We start from the raw sequence: 19,409 nt of genomic DNA, 5'->3' as shown, positions 1-19,409 counted from the left end.
ATAAAAAAGGTAAAAACGAGAAATTTAAAAATTGCTTTAAGTTATAATTTTTTGTGAAGAAACCGGATAATATCGCGCCGGCTTATTATCCCCACCAGTTTCCCGGATGAGGTTATGGGAACTCTTCTGAAGCTGTTTTCAACCAGGCACTTGAATACTTTAATCAGATCCTCATTTTCATCAAATGTTGTAACGTTCGGCGACATCAAATCCTGAACTGTCTTGACTTTTTCTTTATTATACAACGCTTTTAATACATCTTTTTCGGTAACCATTCCAAGGAGATTCATTTCCTCATCAACCACAGGCAATCCGGTTACATTGTGCTTCACCAGCAGTTTGATGACGTCGTTTATTTTCACATCGGTGTTGACAGTCATTACGGAGGCGGACATGACCTCTTTTGCCGTGACCATAACGGACTCCTGTTTCGTGCCGGATAAACTAAAAATAAGGATAATAGATTGCTTTTTAAGCAAATACCTTATACCAGGGCAGGCCTTGCGTGTCAACTTGTTTTAGTCGCAGAGCGCTTCTCTTGCTGTCCCGCGCTTTTTAAACGGCCGCAATGCGTCTGCCAGGCGTTCCTGTCAGGCCAAAGCCCCCTGCTTGTGGGCCACGAACGCCTACCGCGGCCCGTTCTTCCGGCGTGCTCGCCTCCATGCGGCAGCGCGGCGGACAGATGATCGTGTGCCCTACTACAGGCTAATAATCCGTATGAAGCCAGTCGGTATCGGGCACGGATCGCCTGTGCTCTTCCGGTGTTAAAGGTGCCGGGGGCTCTTCCATGACAAAAAGAAACCGCGCCACTTTTTCCATCCAGAATTCCGCATCGCTCACCCTCGGCAGGCCTTCCGGCGAGAAATAGACATACGGCATGCGGGTGCGGGCTCCGGCGAAACGGACCGGGTCTTTGAGAAAATTGACGGTCCATTCATAGGTGAGCCGGTTTTTGGCCAGCATGAGGTCCACGGCCAGGTCATCAAGGGATACGCCCGGCGGCAGTTCCGCCGCGGCGCTGACCGGGTGGCACTGCATGCACCGGTCGTTCCGGAACCGGTAAAGCCCCATCTCCCGGTCGGTCGCTGACAGGCCGACCGGGTCAAAGGGGAGGGCGTATTGCCGGGGGACGGACACGGGCAGGCCGGAACGGTCCCGGAAATAATCGATGATCATGCCGATGCTTTTGTCATCCAGATAGAAAAGCGGCATCTGCATTTCCAGCCATATCCGGAGCCGGGAGGGCGATGCCAGGTAGCCGGCCAGCCATTGGGGCTGAACTTTTTCTCCCTCAAAATCCAGCCGGGGCGGCATCAGGCTGGTGCGGTCGACATATCGGCCTGCCCGCGGTTTGATCGGATCTTCCAATAGATGGCAATCACCGCAGGCATAATCAGCCACCAGGCGATGACCGGCCTGGCCGCGCTGGCGGTCCGGAGAGGCCGGAACCATTAACGCCTCCGGTATGTCCGTCGAAGGCAGAGAAAAGAACAGCGTCAGCAATTTCTCCGTATCTCCGGAATTCAGACCGAAGTCCGGAAGGTTGACGCCCTGTCCGGTTTGCGTATTGCCCGCACCGGGCCGGTATCCATGAATCCCCGTCAGGGTGTGTGTTTTTGCCGGTTTATCGCCCGCGGACGGGGGCAGCTCGTCCTTTTCAAAACCGCTGATCCGGTGGCAGGCGTAACACCGCCTGGCGCGGATGATCTGTTCACCTGACGGGGTTCCGGGAACCGCTTTCTGAAAGGTTTTTATTTGAACGTCCTCGATTCCCGATGTCTCGGAAACCAGGTACGCGATGATGTCGAGGGTCTCTTCCCGGGGAAGGATAAGCAGGGGGATGCGGGCATCGGGATTGTACCGGCGGGGATCTTCGAGCTCGACCCAGATCCATTCGGGCTTGAGCTTGATGCCGGCGTCGAAAAGGACCGGAATACGGCGCATGGATTGCGATTCATGGCGTTGAATCACATGGCAGGCGATGCATCCGCGACGATGGAAGGATTGACGCCCCCGCTCAACCGAAGCGTTGCCGAGGTCGATGGGCGCAAACGTTTCCGGGTACGGCAGTTTCAGCAGGAAAGCGGCCAGGGTCTGGATTTCGTTTTCCGGAAGATGAAAATCCGGCATGACCGTTCCGGGCCTCATCCCGGAAGGGCCGCTCAGCCAGCTTAAGAGCCAGCGTCTGTCCGCCAGTTTCTTGCGCAGGCCATTGAGGGGTGGGGCGAATTTTTTTTGGTAATCGACGCCTTCCGAATAATGGCAGGCATAACATCCATGCTTGTCCAGCAGTGCGCGCGCGTCTTCCAGACGCTCCGCGCCGGCGAGCCGGTAGGTACTCTCATGACAGCGAAGGCAGGCGGCCTGGCTATGAGGCCGGGGGATAAACATTCCGGGTTCACGGGAGGGGCATGGGTCCGATTGGCCGGCCGGATCCGAATCGGGCTTCATCCCGTGACAATAGACGCACCGAAACCGGTCCGGCGGGTGCTGATCGAGAAGAGCGCCGGGATGCTTTGCCGGCGATTCTTTTCCGGCGGGGTTGATTTTATTAAAATGACAGGAAAGGCAATAGCCCGAATCCGGGGACGCGATTTCACCGCAAATCGCCGGCGGGGTCAATGGCAAGGAGAAAAGAAAACATAAAAGTAACGATATGGAAAAAAAGAGCGGCACTTCAGCATCTCCCCGCGGCCTTCAAGAAAACATTGGTCTTTCGTTCCGATCATTATCCATGGCAAGGCCTTGCGTGTCAATATTTTCACGACCTCAAACCAATCTGCAAAACCGGCCGCTTCCGGTTTGAGATCGCTTATCGGGTCGGAGGCTGGAGACGGTAGGACGCAATCCAATTATGGCCGAAGTATCCCGTGTGCAAGGTCAGGGCCACTTTAGTCTGCTGAGGAATGGCGGCGCGGTATTCATTCTCGCTGACCGGCAGGATTTCCAACTCGCGGCCGGGGCGCCAGGAAGCAAGCGTCAGGCGCCACATCGGGTTAGCACCGGTGTTCGGATCGGTGCTCTCATATTTATTAAGCACGACAACCTCCCGAACCGCGGCAGGCGACCGGTCCAGCACTGCATTGAGTCCCATGAACACGAGAGGGCTTAAGCAGACCAGCACCAGCGCCCAGACCGCCAGACCATATGCGCGCCCGGTGGCCAGGACGGCACGGCGCACCAGCCCCGCCAACCCGAGGACATAGGCAGCGAACGCCGGCCCGGCCACCATCAGCGGTTGCCAGAGTTGATCGAAGTGGGTCTCGTCCGCCAGTGGGCCATCCGGCAACATCTGATCTATGGTACCGACGACCGGTAGCGCGGCAAAGCGTATTAAGGCCCAGAGATAGCCGGTCGAAATTGCCGCCGGTATGCCCCAGGCGAACGCCGAAACCAGAATGCCGCCTCCGGGCCGACAGGTCCGCCAGCGCAGGGCTGAAGGGTCCAGGGACACAGCGGGCGCTGCCGTCTCGTCATCGCGGCACAGGACGCAATCAGTTGACCGGAGCCGGTGCAGGCGATGGAAAACCCCTGGCAAGTCCGGTGGCATTGCCCAGGCGCCGCGAGTCGTATCGACAAGCAGTGGCGTCGCCATGAGCCGTTTACCCGTGACGTCATAGCGATGGACCAGAAACAGGCCGCCCTCGCCGAACTGCGCCGTATCGTCGTCGCGATGCCAGAACAACTGTCGTCCGAACCGCGCGACCGTCACCGGCGCCTGCTTGTCCCGGAACACCGCCAGATGACCGACCTCTTTGTTTATGCCGATTTCACCGATGCCATAGAGAAGCACGGCATAGCTGCCATCAGGCGCTTCCCAGAGGGATTCGCCCAGGCCGAAACGTTTACGGTCGCGCCACCGGCCGCCGTAGATCTGGCGAAGATCGATTTCCCAGCCGTCGATGTCAGTCATTCCTTCCATTCCTGACGCGTCAGTTGAGCCGTGATCTGATGAAGGCGGCGGTCTCTTCTGAGAATCTAATACCATAGAAATTCACCGCTTCCAGAAGGCCAAGGGCGCCGAAATAGACGGCGGCGGCCGCCGGGCCAGGGCCGTCGGCGCCAACGGCACGCCCGATCATGACCACGGACATGAAGATGACCAGGTTCATGATCCACCGTGCGGCCGTGATCGCCCGCTCATCGGTGTCGGGAGGGTTGAAGTACATTCCGGCGAACTTGCCAAGAACCAGGAAAAGGAAAACCGCGGCCGAGTAGGCGTCGATGTTCCTGACGGCGATGGCCGCGTAAATGCCCAATAACGAGGCAAATGCCGCGTATTTAAGGGCTGCGCCCCGCCGGGTGGCCGGGCGCGCCGCGGCGATCAGGCCGAGAAAAAGGGAAGCGTGAATCGCGAGGAACTCGATATCCATGATATTCGCCGGGAACACAGAGCGGTATCTCAGCGCTGCCAGGCAATCCAGCATGGTGACGAACAGCAGCGCGGACGACGCCAGGCTGCGCCCGGTTATCTGGGCTTTTATATAGGCGAAAAGTCCCGTCAATGACCGGCGGACTGGTGAGGAGGCGAGGTCCCTGGCCAGCGCCTTCGCCAGCAGGCACAGCGCCGTCCCCGAGCCGGCCATCAGCGTCAGGCCGAAAAGGGTTCCAAGAATCCTCTGGAGTATGGTGGTTTCGTCGCTGTGGACCGTTCCGGCCGCAAACGCCGCACAGATGGCGCCTAGCAGGAAACCGGCCGTTCCCAGACAGGCCATGTATACGGCGAGGACGTTGCCGGATATCCTGTAGTTCATCGGTCTTTCAACTCCTGCATCGACGGGGAATGCTGCTAAGCAAGTCACTGTAGCCCATGTGCTTCAGGTTTAAACAACAGGCGGGTTTGGGTGATGTCGCCATACACGGTAGCGTTTTGACAAAAGCAATTGTTTATGGCCGACATTAATAACAAGGCCGATATGGAGAGTCAAGATCCTGGTTGATCCCGGGATCGTTCCTGCGGCATCTTAACCGGATGAGATTTCTGAAGCTGTCTTTTTTATATCAATATGCTATGCTGATAAACCTTCAACTTTAAGCTAATCGGATGCGTGTCATGGAAAAGCAGAACGGGTTTGTGAAAAAGGCGTTAATCGGTATCCTGGCGGTACTGGTGATCTCGGCGGCCGGGGTCGGATTTGTTTTTCGCAATGAGATCAAGACGGCCAACAGCATTCAAAAGGTCGATGACCATTTCTATGTGATGACATATCATGGCGACTACGGATTTGACGATTTCCTCAACGTCGGCGCCAGCAATGATGCCGAGCTGGTTGAATTCGTGTCCCGGCAGATCCTGAAGGGATTTGCCATTGAGATGAAAACGCCTGATTTGAGCTGCAGTACGTTTAATGCCGTTACACCGGATGGCGACCGCGTTTTTGGAAGAAACTTCGACTATGAATCGATCGTTATGCTGGTATATACAAAACCGGATAAGGGCTACCGGAGCGTCTCCATGGTCAACCTGGCGTTCATCGATGGGTACAGGGAAGGGGGCAATATAGTGGAAGCGTTATGGAGCAAGGGACTGGCCATGTCCGCGCCCTACCTGCCCCTGGATGGTATCAATGAAAAAGGACTGGCGGTCGGCATCCTTCAGCTTTTTGACCCGCCCACCCGGCAGGAGACGGGCAAGGTGGCGATTACCAGTACGACAGCCATCCGCCTGTTGCTGGACAAGGCGGCCACCGTGGATGAAGCGGTCGCCCTGCTGCAAAAATATGACATGTGCAGCTCGGCCAATAGCTGCTACCACTATCAGATAACCGACGCGGCCGGCAACAGTGTCATTGTCGAGTACGTCGATAATGAAATGCAGGTCCTGAAACCGGACGGGAAATACCAGGCCGCCACCAACTTCTACCTGACGCCGGGCAGGAAGTTTAATATCGGAGATGGCCATGACCGCTACCAGATCATCTTGAACCGCCTGCGGGAAACGAACGGGATAATGACGACCCGGGAGGGCATCGACTTGTTGGCCAAAGCCAGGATGCATAATGTCAAAGACCCCCAAACCGGTGCGATCTGCAATACGTCGTGGAGCGCCCTGTACAACAACACGAAGAAGACCGTTGATCTGGCGGTTTGGCAGAAATACGACAAGGTTTATCACTATACGGTGGATGAATAGGCCAGGCCACGCTATGCGGGTGGATGCTTGCTTGATTCTATCGGCTGAATAATATATCGTTTTCACAATAAATCGCGGGTCAGATCCAGTCAACCACGCAACGATTTTAAATGGGTTGGAATGAATAACGCCGATTTGTTTACCAGAGAAAATTACGCCAATAAGCTTTTGAGGATGATTCGTGCCAGAATTGTTCACGGGGAGTATAAATCCGGCGAGATTCTTCGGGAAACCCAGGTGTCAAAGGAGTGGAACGTCAGCCGGACTCCGGTTCGGGAAGCGTTGCGGGCGCTTGAGCAGCAACAGTTACTGGAACGAATGACCAACGGCAGCTATCAGGTAACCACGTTATCCGTCGAGTATATAGGCCATTTTTATGATACGGTAAGGATTCTGCTGGACTACTCGATGTCTCATTTTATTGATTTGTCGGAACCCGACAAACGCCAAATGGAAAAAATGATACGCCAAATGGAAGAGAGCATACAGAAAACGGATTTCGATGCCTATATCCAGATGATGAATGATATCATTCTTTTTCTGGTCACAAAAACAGGCAACCCGATAATCGAAAAAATAACCAGGGAACTCATACCCATCGGTAGCCGTATCATGTGGGCGGCGGTGACCAATGCCCCGGATATTCCGGAACGCCTCATGAGAAGTGTGAAAAAAATATATGAAAAAATATTAGAGAAAAACAGTCAGGAAGCCATTGTTTTATTCCACAGCACAGTATTGCTGGCCAAGGAAATGACGGTTGAAAAATTAAGTATCGAAGAGCCGAATCGGTAATTTCTTTTCCCCGAAGTCCAACCTGTAACCATCATATAACAGATCCTCCACCCCGCACTTTTCATTGTCACCCCCTTTAAAGGGCATCTTACTTCGAGTTATTGAATTTATTAACCATTTTTACACTTGACAGTAAAATCGCAGCGTGTTTTATTGTATACCGTATACTGTATACCGTATACGAATGAAGGATAAAACAATAAATGACGAAAAAACAGGGATAACTTTATCAAAAGAGGGAGGGCATTTGCGATGATCATGAACCTGGAGTTCAAAAAAGCTGCTTTTATAGTTCTGTTGTCTGTACTGGTTTTTTTACCGGCCGTTAAAGATGTGGGGGCGGTGGAGCCGGAGGAGATAACGGTTTCCGCGGCCAGCAGCCTTAAAGACGCCTTTACGGAGATAAGCAAACAATTTGAAGCGTCCCATCCTGCGATAAAAGTCAGGCTGAATTTCGGCGCTTCCGGCGATCTCCAGTCGCAGATCCGGGGCGGCGCGCCGGTGGATGTGTTCGCATCCGACGCGGCCAAAGAGATGGATGAACTTCTGGCGGAGGGTAGAATAAAATGGGAAACAAAAAGCGTTTTTGCCTCCAACGGCATGGTCCTGATCGTCCCGGCCTCTTCCAGGGTGGTCGTTTCTTCCTTCGAGGATTTGACCAAAGCAAAAGTTAAAAAGATCGCCGTGGGCAATCCCCGTACGGTTCCGGCCGGTCGGTATGCCGATGACGTGTTCCATTATCTGAAGATTTTCGATGACTTGAAAAACAAGCTCATGCCGGCCGAAAACGTTAGCCAGGCGCTGGATTACACGGCCCGGGGTGAAGTGGATGCCGGAGTCGTTTACGCCACCGATGCCGCCACCCGACCCGCCGACGTAAAGGTGGTGACCACCGCTCCGGAGGGAAGCCATACACCCATCGACTACCCCATCGCGGTGGTCAAGGGAACCAGGCACGAAGCTCCGGCGCGGCTGTTTGTCGACTTTGTCGTAAGCGAAGCCGGTCTGAAGATATTGGCAGACAATGGTTTCAGACCGCTGCGGGATCGATGACAACGTAAAAAAAATTTACAGGATGTCCAGCACCGAAAAACGATAGGTCAGCCCGATTCCGATATGGTTGGCGTCTAATCGTTCGTTATCCACGTCAATATTACTGTGCAGGGATAATTTATAAACTGACAGGGTCTTGCCGATCTGGGCATAGATCGCCAGGTTGTCACTCAAGCTGTAATTGATTCCAATCGAAGGCTTTAACAATATGCTGAGAACATTAACGCCGACCAGCACCTGGCAAAAGCCCTGGAATCTGTTTGTTTCAGTAAATTTATTCTGCCGTCCTAATCCGGTCAATAATTCTCCATACCCCGGGTACCCGAGAAAATCATTATACGCGACGCTGACCTGAACGGGTACATACCAGTTGTCATTTACCAGACTGTCCAGCTGGAATGATAACAGGTTGATGTCGTCAAGACGGTCGTCCCCGAACTTAACGTTAAATTCAGTTTGCTGGAACGCGTTGAGGCGGAACCCTCTAAACGTCAGAACCCTGTCAAGGCGGAACTGATCGGGGATATGTCCTGTTGTCGAAAGGTGATAATTTATGGCGGCACCCAGGGTTAAATTTCTGGAGGATCCCTCGGGCGCCAACAGATAGCCGCCTGAAACCGATAGCCCCATATGGTTGTTCAATAAGTATTCAGCCGAACATTTCGGATAAACCAGCAGCCCGGAACCGGTATCGATGATATCCGGTGAATACCCTCCGGAGCCGGCCCCTATCTGGTGATATAGATGGACGCGGGGAGAGATGGAATACTTATACCCGATGCCACCGACCAGTTGATTATAAAGGGGAAGGCCGTAATAGCCGACATCCCCTGCAAGAAACAGGTAATATTTTTCATTCAGGAAGCGGGTGAATTGAAGGGATAACGTATTAATCGTTTCCGTGTTCGATCCTTCCGGTTGGATTTGAAATAAATTGTTCAATTCAAATGTTAATATCTTTTCCCGGGATTCCGGAAGGCTAAGATCAAAGGCGCTCTTTTTACCTGAAAACGCATATGGGCTGAGCGAGAATGAAATCGGTTTCTGGATGAAAAAATCAAATTGCGAGTGGTTTATGGAGGAATCCATGAATTGAAAGTGTGCATAGTTAATGCCCAGGGAGAAAGCGCGGAAATCGTATCCCAGCCCCGCGTAACTTTTGATGTAACCCCCCTTTCCGGAAAGCTCTTTGCTCTGTTCTATGCTGGATCCCCCGCCGCCGCCGCCAAGCGAGACGCCGGCATCGACAAATGAGTTTCTCCATATTTTCCGTTGCGCATGTACTGTTCCATCAACCGCCATAAAGCCGCCGCAATTTCCATCAACCAGAGGGGCGTGGACGCCGAAACCCAGAAAAAGCCAATTATTGGTCTGATGAAGATAATGAAAGCCCAGTAGATCAAACGATTCATTATCAGGAACCGGGATCCTTTCATAATCCCACATGAGCAGCCCTTTTTCCGTTTTGAGGGCCGCGTCTTCTACGGTTGCCTTTTCTATCTTGTTTGCAGCAGGATCAGGAACCATTGGCGTTTGCTGCGATGCGAACGCGGATGATATCGAAATAAAGAATACAATGAAGAATGGAAAATTGTATAATTTGGGGAGGAAGGGAAACATTCTTTATTAACGGGCCTCAGGCCAATTCAAGATGAATAATGACAGAAATTTAAGCCATACGGCCCGGGATTGCAAGTATCATGCGGTTTGGATTTTGAATCATACCCGGCGCCCCTTGCCACGGTGTTGGCCCGCCGCCTCGCAGATAAGGACATCCCCCATTTCCCCCGGTCACAGATGAATATAATTTTTTCATATCCATGCTTCCGGAAAAAAGGCATACTGTTTCTGCTTTGCCCGGATATTCCATGATTTTTGTTTTCTTTTTCCCGCAACCGCGACCTGTTGAATTTGTGCAATATCCGGGGTGACCCCGATGTTTTATGATTCGAAAATGGAGGAGGAGCCATGGAAGACAACGCGGAAATTATCGATGTGGTGCCGGAGCGGTTTCCGAAAATGCCGCTGAAAATGAAAGTCCCGAAATTCAAGATGCCGGCCAGGATGTGGCTGATCATCGCCATCCTGGCCATCATTATCGCTCTGTACAACTCTTTTCTGGTTTATGTCGGACCCAATGAATACGGCATCAAGCAGGTCAAGATCGGCATGACCCGGGGCATTCAGGAGAAAATATATCCTCCCGGACTGCATTTCATCCTGCCCGTGCTGCAAATCATGCACTTTCTTCCCCGGGACATTCAGGTGCTGGAACTGACCAACTACCCCGGTCAGTCCGCCTCCGAGCAGGCCAGGCAGGAGAGGGCCGCCCATATCCAGACGTCCGACGGGTTTTTCGTGGACGTGGATGTCTCCATCCTCTATCACATCGCCGACCCGTACAAGGTGTTTACCATCATCGGTCCGGGCAACCTCTTCGAGGACAACGGCATCATTCCCAAGACCGAACCGGCCCTCAAAGACGCCCTGGGCAAACTGACCACCGAGGAATTTTACAACAGCCCGCTCCGGGTGGAACGGGCCGAGGACGCGCGGGAGTATCTCAATCAGGAGCTGAAGGAAAAAGGCATCACCGTTGATCAGGTTCTTGTCCGCTACTTTAAATACAGCGATGAAATCCAGAAAAATATCGAGGAGAAAAAGCTGAAAGATCAGCTGGTGTTTAAAAATCAGGCCGAGGCCAGAGCGGCCATTGAAGAAGCCATTCTCAAGAAGATCGAGCAGGAGGGCAAGGTCAACGTGTCCGTGGAAATGGAAAAAGGGGCCGCCTATGTCACCCGAAAGAACGCGGAAAAAGATCTGTACGCCCGAAGCAAGCGGGCTGAAGCCGACCTGCTGGTAAAGCTGGCCGAGGCGGAAAAAACAAGGCTGAAGAACGAAGCCCTCAAAGGCGCCGGTGCTGAACGGATGGTGGGTCTCAAGATGGCGGAGGTTTATCAGGGCCTTGAACTGATCATTCTGCCCAGTGACGGCCCGTCCGGGGTCAATCCCCTGGATCTGGACAACGCCCTGAAACTCTTTGATGTCCGTCAGGGAGGTGACCGATGAAAAAGATTCTTGCGAGTGTGGCGCTGCTGGCCGCGTTGATCATCGTCCAGGGTTGTGTCCCCCATTCCACGGGAGAAACGGAAGTGGGCGTACGGGTTAAAAAGCTGGCGTTGTGGGGGGAGAAGGGGGTTTCGGAGAAGATCTTCCCGGCCGGTTCCACCTATTTTTTTCTCCCCTTCATCAATGACTGGTACACGTTTGACACCAAACTCCAGAACATGGAGATGACCTTTCAGAAGGGCAGGGGCGACCGCCTTAGTCACGACGACCTGTTGTTTAAAACCATTGACGGCAATGATATCGGCCTGGACGTGATCATCGCCTATCGCATTGTTCCGGAGAAGGCGCCTTATATTTTGCAGAACGTGGCCCGGAATGATGAAGCCCTGCGGGAGAAGATCGTCAGGACCATCGCCCGCAGCAAACCCCGGGATTTCTTCGGCGAATTGAAGACGGAAGATTTTTATATTGCCAGGCACCGTGAGGCCCAGGCCCAGAAAGCCAAGGAAATGCTTCAATCCATGTTCGATCCCATGGGCATTGTCATCGAAAGGGTGTTGACAAAGGACTACCGCTTCAATCCCGCTTATCAGAAAGCCATCGAGGACAAGAAGATCGCCGACCAGATGGTGGAAAAAAACCGTTCTGCCCAGCATGCCGCGACGGAGGAGTATAAGCGCAAGCTGGAACAGGCCAGGGGCGAGGTGAATAAGATGGTGGCCGATGTTGATGGTGAATATTTGAAAGCCAAGATTGAAGCCGATGCCTACTACGAGAAACAGAACCTGATTGCCCAGGCCATTAAAACCGAAGGGATCGCCGAGGCCAAAGGCATCAGTGAAATGAACAACGCCATGGCCAGCGCCGGGGGCGAGGCTTTTGTAAAGCTGAAAATCGCCGAGGCCCTGCAGGGGAAAACGTTTTACCTGCTGCCGGTATCCGAAGGCGGCATGAATCTGAAAACCACCAATATCAATGAACTGATCCAGACCATGGGGATAAAGAAATTGTCCGGAAGTAAGGAATAATTTTAAAGGGTCTAATGGGGACGCCTATGTTTTTTATGTGTTTCCTTATTCCTTTTTCTTTTAGTTTGTGATGTCGAACGTTGAGAGCCTTCCATTCGAGAAGCGGCTGACATTGAATGCGTCGCTGAAGAGATTCGTCGGCGGTCAAGAGCGTGGGGTCGATCTCCCCTGTACTATACAAAAATTCATACGGACTAAAAATCAGGCCTATCAAGGGCTAAAGGCAGAAAATCAGATAAAAATCTCATCCGTTTTTTGGGGTCGTGAAGCAGGGCAAAGAGGATTTCCGGGGTTTCAGTCAGAGCTTTTGCTTTTGCAGGCAGGTTGAGGGCGCTTGTCGATGGTTTTCCAGATAAGCCGGCAAAGACTGTCGGCGATTGTCGTTGTTTAATGGATGTGCGGCTTTGTTCTATGGCGGCTGTTGTCAGGCCGCCTTTTTTACATGGTAAAGATTCGGCCGCATTAAAACGGTTTGGGGTATGGAAGAAGGCGCAGCTTTTTTATAAATTTGTAGTCCCGCTGGTTTTTGGAAATCAGCGGGATGCCCTTGGCTATGGATGTTGCGGCGATAAGGGCGTCTGGTATGAGTAAACCATGACTTAACCGATAATGCTTCAGCAGTTCCGTGGCGGTTTCAGAAATCTGTTCATTAACATGCAAAACTTGAAAGTGTTCCCCAAAAAGCTCAAGCGCACTTAATTCTTTTTTGTTTCCACATCCGGCAATAAGTTCCATTTGGGTGATGCTGCATATTGCCAAGGAAAAATTCTTTTCGAGTTGGTTAAGACATGTCACGGCTTCCTTAATATTGCGGCCGGCATCAATCAGAATATCCGTATCAACAATTATCATATCAGGACAATCCGCCCCACTCGGACGTTCTCAGGTTACGGACCCAGCTAGAACTGTCATTCATATCCTTTCGATCCTCCCATATCCCGATAAATGGGGAGTCCGATAGTTTACCTTTCCGGGACGCCCTGGCCTTTCGCGGCTTTTGATAGCGGTTTTTTAAGAAACTTATGAAATCAAATACCTGCCGCTGAACTTCCGGCGGAAGACTCGATATGTCATTATTTATATTGTTAGTTTCCATGTTTTGCCTTTATCTGGTATTGCGGATCGTCATAGAATTATTTACCAATAATTTTGAGGGTATGTCAAAAGATTTTTAAAGCCGCCGGGCTTCTGTCGATCCCGTGGCCGCCTATATCACCGCCGTTTATGACAGCGATAACAACCCGGTCCGGCTGACCGACCAGATGGGTCGGCAGGTGTCTGCCCAGTACGATTACCGCGGCCGGGTCACCAAAACCATCGACGGCGCCCGCAATGCCACCGTCTATCACTACAACGGACCGGTCTGGCCGTACCAGATCGACTATCCCAACGGCACGGTCAAGACCCTGTCTTATGACGTCCGCGGCCGGCTGACCAACGAGACCATCACCGCCGACAACCGGAGCCTGACCCAGTACTATACAAAAAATCAAACGGACCAAAAATCAGCCGTACAAAGGATTCAAGGCAGAAAATCAGATCAAAATCTCATCCGTTTTTTGAGGTCATGGAGCAGGGCAGAGAGGATTTCCGGGGTTTCAGTCAGAAATTTGGGCACGACTTGGGGACAATACACGATTCGGCCGCGGGCAACGAGTTGCCCACGTCACCCGTGGAATTCACTTGGTCTTGTTATAGGCCGCCACCACGGTTTCAATATCAGGCCTCATAAAAAGCCTGCCGTTTACATCCATAATCGGGTAGTTGAATCTCATGGTATTCAATCCCGCCTTTTCCATCCTTGGAAGCACTTCATCCTGGACTTCCTGTTCGTTCATATTTTCAAAAATATAATCGATATCATTATCTTGCAAGCCTTTTTCCATCTTCTGACACCAGCCGCACCTGGGGTTACCGTATAAGATGACATATGGTTCTTCATACAGCGGCTCTAACTTATTGCCTGTAAATTGCTGATACCCAAAATAGCCAACCACAGCCATAGCAGCAAAAAACAACAATTTTTTCATAACCGACTTTTCCAATCCTGTAAGTAAATTCGTATTCTCCGGTGATTCCGGAGTAAGTTTTTCCGCCCCAAAGACGGTAGCTGGTGTTAATAGGTATTTTTTATTATATATTTTTTATTTTGGTTGCGCAATAAAGAGAGAGTCACAAGAATCCAGGCAAGAGTTCGGCGTAATCATGGCACATAGTCGCCGAAGGTGTTTTGATGATTTGTCCCAAATGTCAGCATGAACAGGATGACGGCCATCGCGAATGCGTGAAGTGCGGCGTCATCTTTGAAAAATACGAGGCTTTTCAGCAGGCCCTGCGCCGGCCCCAGCCGCCGTCCCGGGTCACCCCGAGTCATCAAATCCAGGAGGAAAGGGACGGTTTCTTTTCCATTATCAACGAAATCCTGTTCCATGTTCCGGATGAGGTGAACGCCTTCTCCTTCTGGGCGCGGGCGGTATTGCTGGCGGCGTTGTTTGTCTGGGGCTGGAAACTGATCCTGGCGCCCATTGCCGGCAGCACCTCTGGCAACTCTTTCATGCACCTGGTCAATCTGCCGTTCCACGAGGCCGGGCACCTGATCTTCAGTCCCCTCGGCCGGATCATGCGTTCTCTGGGCGGCACCCTGGGACAGATACTGATGCCCGCGGTCTGCATGGTGGTGCTGCTGATCCAGACCCGGGACACTTTCGGCGCGGCGGTGGTGCTCTGGTGGATCGGCGATAATTTCCTCGATATCGCGCCGTATATCAACGACGCCCGGTCCCTGACCCTGCCGCTGCTGGGCGGCAATACCGGCCGGAGCGCCCCCTATGGGTTTCATGACTGGGAGTTCATCTTAAAGGAGCTCCATCTTGCCCAATACGATCATCTCCTGGCCAACATGTCCCATAAACTGGGCGCCCTGATCATGCTGATGTCATTTGCCTGGGGGGCCGTTGTGCTGTTCCGGCAGTATAAGAATATCCCGAGGAATTTGACGGCGGGGTAGGAAGGGTTAAAAACGGTCGGCGGAAAGCCTGTTGTCCCGCCACGGGCAGATGGCATCTTGACCGCCTGACCGACAATGATGATAAATCATTATTTGTGATGATGTATAATGACAAAAGTGTCAGATTAAAACGGTCTTTTGGAGATGATTTCCCAAAATTTGACGGCAAATTGGTAAACACAAGCGTCATACAACGATTGAATCAAAAGATTGAATAGAAAAGTGTGATAGGGATGGAGCAGTCGGGAATAGGCAGACGCTGTTGAAGCAAACATGACGTCAGCCGGTAAAACGGGTGAACACCACGGCGATAAATTCAAAACAAGGATGAAACATCGGTTCCCCCCCATGGTATGTTGGTAAAACGATAAGAATTTATGGCAGTCCAGCCACAGGAATCAAGGAGGAAAAAATTATCCTTTCCGGGTCAGGGCGCCGGTGGGGCAGAGGTCGACGCAGACCAGGCTGGCGTCCTTGTCCAGGGCCTGGCCGGCGGGAGGGAACAGCGGGGTGACGATAGTCTCGCTGCCCCGGCCGGCAAAGGTGAACAGGGGGCGGCCGTTCTTATCCCGGCAGGCGTTTACACAGCGGCCGCAGAGTACGCAGCGGTCGCGGTTGTAGTCCAGGTGCGGATGGGACGTGTCGATGAGGCCGGTCGGCTGATAGGTCGGGAACTCGGCCGGTTTTAATTTCACCTTGAGGAATCTGGCCAGGTTCTGCAGTTCGCATTTCTTGTTGGCCGGGCAGTGGCCGCAGTCAACGTGGTGGGCCGACAGCAGGAGTTTTAAGGAGGTCCGCTGGAGTTCCCGCACGGCCTCGGTATCGGTGTGCACCTCCATGTCGTTCTCAACGATGGTGGTGCAGGCGGTCACGGGCGCGGGCCGGCCGGCGATCTCGACAAAGCAGAGGCGGCAGGAGGCCGGCGGGTCGGTCATCTCCCGCACCCAGCACAGGTTGGGAATATAAATTTCGCTGTCCAGGGCGGCCTGGAGCACGCTGATGCCTTCGGTGGCGTGGATCTCCCAGTTGTCGATATAGAGTTTAATCATTGTCTTTTACCGGCACCTTCGGTTTTTCAATCATCGGCACGGTACCCGGCGGCGAGGCCTTGCCCACGGCGTTGTACAGCGGAATGCAGACATGGCGGCACTCCCCGCACTTGATGCACTTTTCCTGGTCGATGCCCTTCTTGCGGTTGGCGGTGGTGAAGATGGCCTCGGTGGGGCAGCAGCCCACGCAGGCGTCGCAGCCCCGGGCGCATTTGTCCAGATCGATGTAATAGGCGATCAGGTCCCGGCACATCAGGGCGGGGCAGACGCCGTCGTTGATGTGGGCCTCGTATTCCTGCCGGAAATATTTCAATGAGGTGATGACCGGGTTGGGCGCGGTCTTGCCCAGGCCGCACAGGGAACCCTGCTTGACGGCCGCGGCCAGCCATTCCAGCCGCGCCAGGTCTTCCGGCTTGCCCTGGCCTTTGGTGATGCGGTCCAGGATTTCCAGCAGGTGGCGGGTGCCGATGCGGCAGAAGGTGCATTTGCCGCAGGACTCCTTCTGGGTGAAATCCAGAAAGTAGCGGGCCACGTTGACCATGCAGGTCTCGTCGTTCATGACGACCATGCCGCCGGAGCCCATCATGGCGCCGGCCGCGGTCAGGGAATCAAAGTCAATGGGCGTGTCCAGGAAGGACGCGGGCAGGCAGCCGCCGGACGGGCCGCCGATCTGCACGGCCTTGAACTCTCTTTTGTCCGGGATGCCGCCGCAGATGTCGAAGATCAGGGACCGCAGGGTCTCGCCCATGGGGATTTCGACCAGGCCGGGGTAGAGGACATGACCGACGATGGAGAAGATCGCCGTGCCCGGGCTCTTTTCCGTGCCGATGGAACGGAACCATTCCGCCCCGTTTTCAATGATCGGGGCGATGGTGGCCAGGGTCTTGACGTTGTTGATGACCGTGGGCCGGCCGTTTAAGCCGTGTTCCACGGGAAAGGGCGGACGGTGGCGGGGCATGCCCCGGTATCCTTCCACCGAACGGATCAGGGCCGTTTCCTCGCCGCAGACAAAGGCGCCGGAGCCCTGAAACACCTCGATGTCAAAGGAAAAGTCGCTGCCCAGAATGTTTTGACCCAGCAGGTTCAACTCCCGGGCCTGTTCCAGGGCCCGGGTAACCAGTTTGACCGCCAGGGGGTATTCGGCCCGGACATACATGACGCCCCGGCCGGCGCCGATGGCCCGGGCGCAGATGATCATGCCTTCGATCACCTGGTGGGGGTTGCTTTCCAGGATGGTGCGATCCATGTAAGCGCCGGGATCGCCCTCGTCGGCGTTGCAGACGACCACTTTCTCGGCCGCGTTCTGTTGCGCGGCGAACTGCCATTTTCTGCCGGTGGGGAAGCCGGCGCCGCCGCGCCCCCGCAGGCCGGAGGCGGTCACGGTCTCGACGATGGCCTCCGGCGCCAGGCTCAAGGCCGCGCCCAGGGCCGCGTACCCGCCCAGGGCCAGGTATTCATTGATGTCGGCCGGATTGATGCGGCCGCACTTGTCCATGATGACCCGCTTTTCCATATTGAACCGCGGAAAGAGCATGACCGCGGGAATGGTGTCACTCTCCTCCATGGCGCCATACATGTGTTCCAGCAGCGGGTCGTTGCCCTTGAGGAAGTTTTTTACCAGCATCACGGCCTTGCCCTCGTTGACCTTCTGGTACATGATGGGCGGCAGGCCCGAGGCCGGATGGTCGATGATCACCAGGGGCTCGGCATAGCAGTGGCCGTGGCAGCCGATGGGATGGATGACGGCCTGGATGTTGTCTTTTTTGAGCTGAGCCTCAAATGCGTCCCGGGTTTCCTGGGCGCCGGCGGCCAGGCCGCAGGTGGCCATGCCGATATGGATACGGGGAATTGTTGATCCGGTAAATTCCCGCCATTGGCCGGCGGCTTTTTCCCGCAGGGCCTGGAGCGCCTGATTGATGCGGTCGTTATTCTGAGCCATCGGTCTTATTCGATTCAGACTTCTTTTTGGCAATCTCCAGCTGGGTAAACAGTCCTTCGACCTTGCTGGGCGACATGTACCCGTGGGTTTTCTCGTTCATCAGCACCACCGGCGCCAGGGCGCAGCAGCCGACGCAGGCCACCCGCTCCAGGCTGAACTCCCGGTCTTCGGTGGTATGGCCTTCCTTTATATCCAGCTTGCGTTCAAAATTTTCCAGAATAATGTCGCCGCCGCGGACATGACAGGCGGTGCCCAGGCAGACTTTGATCTGGTGTTTGCCCGGCGGATTGAACCGGAACTGGTTATAAAATGACGCCACACCATAAACTTCTCCGGCGGAGATGTTCAGCAGGCCGGCGACCAGATCCAGGGCTTCGGCGGGAAGATAGCCCATTTCCTTCTGAATGGTCTGGAGGATGGGAATCAGGGAGCCTCTGCTCCTCTGCCCTTCCATCAGTCGGGAACGGACGGCCTCCAGTTTTTGCGATTCTTCTACGGTGGCGTGTGTCAGCATGAACGCCTCGGCAACAACGGTTTCTAATAAACGAGCCAAGGTTTCTATAAATATCTTATTGAAGAACTTTTCAAGTGTTTTTTGGGAAAATTTACGAGACCATCGTTAATAATGCTTGACAAAACCGTTTGCGGTTATTTATTAAACACTCGATAGCAGGACTCCGGTCTCACGGACGAGACGGAACCGGCAGCTGATACACTTCATCCGCCCGGATGAAGACAGACAACATGACAGGGAGGTCGCCCATGAAAACGCCGGATGGTTTTTCTTTTATTCCCCTTCACCAGCACACGTATTATCAGCATCAGGCCCGTACTTTTTCCTTAAAGGCAGGTGGTTTCTCTGACTGCCGGGGCGTCACCCTGATGGAACTATTGACGGTTCTGGCGATTCTGGCCGTCTTGGCCGGTATCGGTGGCATCGGTATCCTGCGGGGAATGCCGGAGCGCCGGCTCATGAGCGCCTCCCGGGAACTCTATTGCGCGCTTCGGCAGGCCCAGGCCCAGGCCGTTGCCCGGGGTGAACGGGTCGCTGTTACCTTCAGCCCGGAAGCAGACGAGTTTTCCATGACGGATTCCGCCGGGAATCTCCTCTCCCGGATAAAATTGCCCGGATACATCGATCTTTACGAGATCACCGGTGACGGTAAAACAGAGAACCAGTATTTTTTCAACTCCCTGGGTATTAAAACCGGGGTATCCGGCTCCGTCTGCCTGCGATATCAGAAACCGGGATATGACTTACGCCGGGTCCAGGTAAGGTCTACCGGATCCATGGTCATTCAGCGGTCCAGCGACAACGGAAAGACCTGGGTGTAAC

General features: G+C 53.8%; 18 protein-coding genes and 1 pseudogene. 8 read left to right on the top strand and 11 right to left on the bottom strand.

All coding sequences use genetic code 11. The features are described from left to right. Positions 1-41: 41 nt before the first annotated feature. The 4 genes from AB1724_05110 to AB1724_05095 all read right to left on the bottom strand — a co-directional run bounded on the left by AB1724_05110 (position 42) and on the right by AB1724_05095 (position 4,754). Entirely contained in the window at positions 42-416 is a 375-nt protein-coding gene (locus AB1724_05110) for a CBS domain-containing protein (GenBank protein MEW6077165.1), read from the bottom strand. Between the two features lie 289 nt (positions 417-705). Next, positions 706-2,391, bottom strand: a complete 1,686-nt coding sequence (locus tag AB1724_05105) for a hypothetical protein (GenBank protein MEW6077164.1) — start codon at positions 2,389-2,391, stop codon at positions 706-708. Between the two features lie 421 nt (positions 2,392-2,812). Beyond that, positions 2,813-3,913, bottom strand: coding sequence for a hypothetical protein (locus AB1724_05100; protein ID MEW6077163.1), 1,101 nt, complete (start codon positions 3,911-3,913; stop codon positions 2,813-2,815). Between the two features lie 19 nt (positions 3,914-3,932). After that, a complete protein-coding gene (locus AB1724_05095) occupies positions 3,933-4,754 on the bottom strand; it encodes a hypothetical protein (protein ID MEW6077162.1) in 822 nt (273 codons plus the stop codon). A 299-nt stretch (positions 4,755-5,053) separates the two neighbouring features. On the opposite strand from AB1724_05095, the gene AB1724_05090 reads away from it, so the two are divergent. The 3 genes from AB1724_05090 (at position 5,054) to modA (ending at position 7,981) form a co-directional block, all read left to right on the top strand. Next, positions 5,054-6,133: a C45 family peptidase gene (locus AB1724_05090; protein ID MEW6077161.1), complete on the top strand. Its 1,080-nt coding sequence runs from the start codon at positions 5,054-5,056 to the stop codon at positions 6,131-6,133. Between the two features lie 120 nt (positions 6,134-6,253). Beyond that, positions 6,254-6,928: a GntR family transcriptional regulator gene (locus AB1724_05085; GenBank protein MEW6077160.1), complete on the top strand. Its 675-nt coding sequence runs from the start codon at positions 6,254-6,256 to the stop codon at positions 6,926-6,928. A gap of 252 nt (positions 6,929-7,180) precedes the next feature. Next, positions 7,181-7,981 (top strand): molybdate ABC transporter substrate-binding protein, encoded by an 801-nt coding sequence (gene modA, locus AB1724_05080; GenBank protein ID MEW6077159.1) that lies wholly within the window; start codon positions 7,181-7,183, stop codon positions 7,979-7,981. Positions 7,982-7,996: 15 nt separating this feature from the next. Here modA and AB1724_05075 read toward each other — a convergent pair whose 3' ends face one another. Beyond that, positions 7,997-9,601: a hypothetical protein gene (locus AB1724_05075; protein MEW6077158.1), complete on the bottom strand. Its 1,605-nt coding sequence runs from the start codon at positions 9,599-9,601 to the stop codon at positions 7,997-7,999. A gap of 348 nt (positions 9,602-9,949) precedes the next feature. Between AB1724_05075 and AB1724_05070 the strand changes: the two genes are divergently transcribed. Further along, positions 9,950-11,050, top strand: coding sequence for an SPFH domain-containing protein (locus AB1724_05070; GenBank protein ID MEW6077157.1), 1,101 nt, complete (start codon positions 9,950-9,952; stop codon positions 11,048-11,050). Further along, positions 11,047-12,078 carry an SPFH domain-containing protein gene (locus AB1724_05065; GenBank protein MEW6077156.1) on the top strand — a complete coding sequence of 344 codons (1,032 nt, stop codon included), beginning with the start codon at positions 11,047-11,049 and terminating at the stop codon, positions 12,076-12,078. The genes AB1724_05070 and AB1724_05065 overlap by 4 nt, the downstream gene beginning before the upstream one ends. Before the next feature lie 462 nt (positions 12,079-12,540). On the opposite strand, the gene AB1724_05060 is transcribed toward AB1724_05065, so the two are convergent. Beyond that, entirely contained in the window at positions 12,541-12,930 is a 390-nt protein-coding gene (locus AB1724_05060) for a type II toxin-antitoxin system VapC family toxin (GenBank protein MEW6077155.1), read from the bottom strand. A 1-nt stretch (position 12,931) separates the two neighbouring features. Next, positions 12,932-13,174: a DUF2281 domain-containing protein gene (locus AB1724_05055; protein ID MEW6077154.1), complete on the bottom strand. Its 243-nt coding sequence runs from the start codon at positions 13,172-13,174 to the stop codon at positions 12,932-12,934. 103 nt (positions 13,175-13,277) lie between these two features. Between AB1724_05055 and AB1724_05050 the strand changes: the two are divergent. After that, a pseudogene (locus AB1724_05050) lies at positions 13,278-13,397 on the top strand (RHS repeat domain-containing protein). Between the two features lie 360 nt (positions 13,398-13,757). Here AB1724_05050 and AB1724_05045 read toward each other — a convergent pair. Continuing rightward, positions 13,758-14,108 (bottom strand): hypothetical protein, encoded by a 351-nt coding sequence (locus AB1724_05045; GenBank protein MEW6077153.1) that lies wholly within the window; start codon positions 14,106-14,108, stop codon positions 13,758-13,760. 203 nt (positions 14,109-14,311) lie between these two features. Between AB1724_05045 and AB1724_05040 the strand changes: the two genes are divergently transcribed. Beyond that, positions 14,312-15,085, top strand: a complete 774-nt coding sequence (locus AB1724_05040) for a zinc ribbon domain-containing protein (GenBank protein MEW6077152.1) — start codon at positions 14,312-14,314, stop codon at positions 15,083-15,085. A gap of 413 nt (positions 15,086-15,498) precedes the next feature. Here AB1724_05040 and AB1724_05035 read toward each other — a convergent pair whose 3' ends face one another. From AB1724_05035 to nuoE, 3 genes are read right to left on the bottom strand one after another with little or no spacing between them, the layout of a single operon-like run. Beyond that, positions 15,499-16,134, bottom strand: coding sequence for a 2Fe-2S iron-sulfur cluster-binding protein (locus tag AB1724_05035; GenBank protein MEW6077151.1), 636 nt, complete (start codon positions 16,132-16,134; stop codon positions 15,499-15,501). After that, a complete protein-coding gene (locus tag AB1724_05030) occupies positions 16,127-18,073 on the bottom strand; it encodes an NADH-quinone oxidoreductase subunit NuoF (protein MEW6077150.1) in 1,947 nt (648 codons plus the stop codon). Before AB1724_05030 ends, AB1724_05035 begins: the two co-directional genes overlap by 8 nt. After that, positions 18,060-18,587, bottom strand: coding sequence for an NADH-quinone oxidoreductase subunit NuoE (gene nuoE, locus AB1724_05025; GenBank protein ID MEW6077149.1), 528 nt, complete (start codon positions 18,585-18,587; stop codon positions 18,060-18,062). The genes AB1724_05030 and nuoE overlap by 14 nt, the downstream gene beginning before the upstream one ends. 248 nt (positions 18,588-18,835) lie before the next feature. Here nuoE and AB1724_05020 point away from each other — a divergent pair, with 248 nt between their 5' ends. Beyond that, positions 18,836-19,408: a GspH/FimT family pseudopilin gene (locus tag AB1724_05020; GenBank protein ID MEW6077148.1), complete on the top strand. Its 573-nt coding sequence runs from the start codon at positions 18,836-18,838 to the stop codon at positions 19,406-19,408. The last annotated feature ends 1 nt before the right edge of the window (position 19,409 follow it).

This window comes from Thermodesulfobacteriota bacterium, assembly GCA_040753795.1.
Taxonomy (GTDB): Bacteria; Desulfobacterota; Desulfobacteria; order Desulfobacterales; family Desulfosudaceae; genus JBFMDX01.
Note: the sequence above shows the minus strand (reverse complement) of the source record. Positions and strands in the feature narration are given on the sequence as shown.